Annotated in this window: 4 protein-coding genes and 1 pseudogene; 2 read left to right on the top strand and 3 right to left on the bottom strand. The window is 61.3% G+C overall.

The annotated features are described in order from the left end of the window. A partial coding sequence (locus tag AC1DVH_RS27700; protein WP_477756477.1) for an amino acid ABC transporter substrate-binding protein occupies window positions 1-565 on the top strand: 565 nt, incomplete at its 5' end. Between the two features lie 75 nt (window positions 566-640). Then, window positions 641-781 (top strand): annotated as a pseudogene (locus AC1DVH_RS27695) (GNAT family N-acetyltransferase); the annotation flags it as partial. A gap of 126 nt (window positions 782-907) precedes the next feature. Here the strand turns inward: AC1DVH_RS27695 and dsbG are convergent. From dsbG to dsbD, 3 genes are all read right to left on the bottom strand, one after another. Further along, complete coding sequence (gene dsbG, locus AC1DVH_RS27690; protein ID WP_477756476.1) at window positions 908-1675, bottom strand: thiol:disulfide interchange protein DsbG; 768 nt, start codon at window positions 1673-1675, stop codon at window positions 908-910. Then, window positions 1651-2505 carry a TlpA family protein disulfide reductase gene (locus AC1DVH_RS27685; RefSeq protein ID WP_477756475.1) on the bottom strand — a complete coding sequence of 285 codons (855 nt, stop codon included), beginning with the start codon at window positions 2503-2505 and terminating at the stop codon, window positions 1651-1653. Before AC1DVH_RS27685 ends, dsbG begins: the two co-directional genes overlap by 25 nt. Continuing rightward, window positions 2505-3605, bottom strand: a 1101-nt coding sequence (dsbD, locus tag AC1DVH_RS27680; protein WP_477756474.1) for a protein-disulfide reductase DsbD, incomplete at its 5' end; no start/stop codon positions are given. The genes dsbD and AC1DVH_RS27685, both read right to left, overlap by 1 nt.

Here is a 3605-nt window from a genome sequence, read left to right as displayed (position 1 = left end):
GGTTCGGGTCGACATGGCCATCTTCGAAAATCCGGCCTGGGGGTGGCAAGACATTCCCCATACTGCCGTCGACATGGGGCTGGAAGACGCCGAGATTTTTGTCGCGCAACGCCTGCCCGATCGACAGCAAAGCTATTTTGCCGACCTGAACGGCAAGCGCCTGGCTCTGTTCAGCGGCTATCACTACGAGTTCGCCAACTTCAATGCCGAACCTCAGTACCTCGCGCAAAACTACAACGCCACGCTGACCTATTCCCACGACAGCAATCTGCTGATGGTGTTACGCGACCGGGCCGACATTGCCCTGGTCACGCGCTCTTATCTGTTCGACTACCTGTTACGCAATAAAAAAGTCGCTGACGAGTTGCTGGTGTCCCAGCGCGTTGACCAGATCTATCATCACTACGCCATTCTCCGTCCGACCGCGCCCATCACTGGTGAGGCCTTCGGCAAGTTGTTGCAAGGCTTGCGGGACAACGGCCAGATGCTGAGGATTTTCGATCCGTACAAGATTGCGTTGGTGCCGATCCCGCACAACGAACCGGCGCCACAAGTCGCCAATTGACGGTCTTTTCCTAAATTTCCTGCCATGGCTCACGTCACTTTATTGAACTGTCGACGACTATCGTGAGCCCGACCCATGTCCAACCTGAATGACCTGACTGCCCTGTGTCTGCCGACAGGCAGTCGTCTTGCCGCTGATGAAACGCAAAGCCGTCTGAGCCTCAGGCTGGAAGGGCAGCCGATGCTCACCCTGCGGCTGATTCGTGACCCTGAGTTGCTGGAGAATCCTGAGTTTGTCACCCAAGCGCTGCTGGCATTTTTAGTTGAGTGCAATCCGGCGTAGGGTTTGCGAAAAAGATCGTTCGAACGCGGCCCGAGCCTTCGGACGATCTTTTGATCTTGCTTACTTCGGCCCGAGAATCTTCGCCAGTTTGTCCGGCGACGGCGCGCCTTGCTGCTGTTGCAGATTACCCTTGTCGTCCATGTAGAAAATCGCCGGCGTCGCCTGCAACTCCAGCTCTTCCATCAATTGCATGTTGGCCGCGAATTTTGCCTGGATCGCCGGCGGCACTTCCTTCAAGGCCTTGAGCGAGCTGCCCTTGCCAGCGGCTTCGTGATCCTGCAGGGCTTTTTCCGGGTCTTTGGCCGCGAGCAGTGCAGCGGATTTCCCCGGGCTGTCCTCGCGGATGATGCCCACCATGATGTGGCGCAACTGCACCTTGCCAGCCTTGACCCACGGCCGGGCCTGTTCCCAGAACATGTTGCAGTACGGGCAGTTCGGGTCACTGAACAGGTACACCACGCGCGGCGCATCCTTCTTGCCGTCGCCGATCCAGTTGCTGGTTTCGAACTTGGCCCAGACTTCCTTGGCCATCGGGGCATACACCAGTTTCTGCAAGGGTGCGCTGCTCAGGTCATTGCCCTCGGCGTCATACAGGTTGCCCAGCAACACGTGTTTGCCGTCCGGGGTCAGGTACAGCGCCATGCCGCGGCTCTGGTATTGCGCGGCATAACCGCGCAAGCCGTCGGGGGCGTCGAACTGGCCGACGATTTTCGCGCCCTTGGCCTCGATTTTCTTGATGGCATCGGGCAACTCTTCGGCCTGCACCGATGGCAGGTGCAACAGGGCAGCACCGAGGCACAGGGTCAGCAGGTGGCGGAGGCGGGGCATGGCAATTTCCTTGAAGAGGTGGCGGGTACGGTGTCGAAGTTTTCCAGCGCGCGGGCCAGGCTGGCTTCCGACAACTCGCCCAGATGGCTGCCCAGCAGGCGACCTTCGGAGCTGTAGAACAGCGTAGTCGGCAATGCCATGGAGCCGACGGCCTGGCTCAGGCGCCCGCCACCGTCGAACAGCACGTTGGACAGGCTCAGGCCCTGGGTTTCCAGAAAGGTCGCGACGCTTTGCATGCTTTCCGCCTGATTGACGAACAGGAAGGTCAGGTCTGGCCGGTGTTGCTGGGCGTTTTCCAGTACCGGCATTTCCCGGCGGCACGGCGGGCACCAGGTGGCCCAGAGATTGATCACCAACGGGCCGCCCTTGTAGTCGGCCAGTTGCACGGTTTCGCCGGCGGCGTTGCGCAGGGCGATTTCCGGCAGGCGTGTGCCTTGTTCATAAATCGACAGGGAGAACGTCGCCAACAGCCAGAACGCCAGGCCGCTGGTCACGCCAAAGCCCAATGGGCGGCGCAAACCCGGGCGACGCCAGCCGCGATACAGCGTGGCAAGCAAAACCACAGTCACCCCCGGCCAGGCGAGGAAACCGCCATCGCGCAGGTCGATGATCTGCCACGGATCGTTGCGATAGTGGGCCCAATAGACTGCCACGAAGCTGACCCGGGCCGCCAGCATGCCCAGTAGAAACAGGCTGAACAGTACCGACTCGGGGTTGTCACCGCCACGCTTGGCCACCCGCCAGCCGACAAACGTGGCCAGCGCCAGCGCACTGATCAGCAGCAGATGATTAAGCGCAATGGCAAAGGTGCCGAGGGTGAAGGTCAGCATTAACGGGCGTCTCGGGTGTTGGTCCAGCGTTGCAGGAAAGTATCGGCATCGACCTCCCCAGTGATGCGCTGGCTGCGACGCTCTTCACCGTCAGCGCCAATCCACAGCAGGCTGGGTGGCCCTGGCACTTTGTAACGGCCGAGCAGTTCGCGGCTGGCGGCATTGTCGGCGGTGACGTCCAGTCGGAGCAAGCGCACGTCGCTCAGGGCTTCCATGACATTGGCTTTGCCGAACACCTGTTTTTCCATGACCTTGCACGACACGCACCAGTCGGCATAGTAGTCCAGCAGCACCCACTGGCCCTGAGCCTGCGCGGCGTCGAGTTCCCGTTGCAGTGCCTGCGGATCCTTGATGGTGGTGAAGGCATCGTGGCCAACCGGCACCGCGGCCACTGCCTGGTTCGAGGAGCGGAAGACTTGCAACGGCTTGAACGGATCGTCACTGCCACCGGCCGCACCGATCACCAGCATGCCACCCCACAATCCGAGCAACAACGAACTGGCACCAAACAGGTGCGCGATGCGACCGAAACCTTCCGACTGTTTCCAGGCGCTGTAGGCCGCGATCAACAGCAGCGCACCGCACAAGCCGAGCCACAGGGACTCGTCCAGCACCGGGCGCAGCATCAGCAACGCGGTGGCGAGGAACAGAAAGCCGAAAATGCCTTTGACCAGGTTCATCCAGACGCCGGGTTTGGGCATGAAGCGATTGCCGACGGTCACCAGCAACAGCAGCGGCACGCCGATACCGATGCCCATGGCGAACAGAATCAATCCGCCATGCAACGCGTTACCGCTTTGCGCGATGTAGAGCAGGGCACCGGCCAGCGGTGCGGTCATGCACGGGCCGACCAGCAGGCCGGACAGCGCCCCCAGCACCCCGGCGCCGATCAGATTGCCGCCACGTTGATTGCGCGAAACGTTTTCCAGGCGATCGCGTACGGCCACCGGCAGTTGCAGTTCGAAGTAGCCGAACATCGGCAGCGCCAGCAGCACGAAAATCGCCGCGAAACTGCCCAGCAGCCAGGGGTTCTGCAACCAGGCTTGCAGGTTCGCCCCGAGGGAGGCGGCCAGGACACCCATCGCCGCATACACCAGGGC

This window comes from Pseudomonas sp. P4_C3, assembly GCF_056402075.1.
The sequence above is the reverse complement of the archived record's forward strand: the minus strand, read 5'-3'. Positions and strand labels throughout refer to the sequence as shown.